Annotated in this window: 1 protein-coding gene; it reads left to right on the top strand. The window is 51.3% G+C overall.

The genetic code is table 11. The annotated features are described in order from the left end of the window. A partial coding sequence (locus E4T71_RS09030) for a HigA family addiction module antitoxin (protein WP_135038985.1) occupies nucleotides 1-220 on the top strand: 220 nt, incomplete at its 5' end. Nucleotides 221-425 lie beyond the last annotated feature (205 nt).

Raw genomic sequence — 425 nt, 5'->3', positions numbered from 1 at the left:
TACTGTGACAGCCGCTGCGGAAGCACTCGGCGTAAGTCGCAAAACGCTTAGTGCTGTCCTGAACGGCAAGGCCGGTATTAGCCCTGAAATGGCGGTGCGGCTTTCTATCGCGTTTGATACCTCTGCGGAAAGCTGGCTAAACCAGCAGTCCCAATACGAGCTCTGGCATGCTGAACAGCATCGCAACGAGCTTAAGGTAAAGAGGCTGGTTGCCGCTTAACGCAGCGGTGGTTTAAGTACAGCCTTAACTGGCGGGCGAGTGGTTTTTTGTGTTTCGGCCTATACGTCATGAGTGCACTTCTGTTCTGAACATCAAATTCCAGTAACAGCGAGCTCAAGCGCACCCATAATCTGGCTTTTAAAGTGCACAAGGGTGCCGATGGGATTTCTGAGATGTTTTTCTGGCACTGATGAGATTTGTGGTG

The organism is Streptococcus sp. WM07 (assembly GCF_004570525.1).
Classification (GTDB): Bacteria; Bacillota; Bacilli; order Lactobacillales; family Streptococcaceae; genus Streptococcus.
The sequence above is the reverse complement of the archived record's forward strand: the minus strand, read 5'-3'. Positions and strand labels throughout refer to the sequence as shown.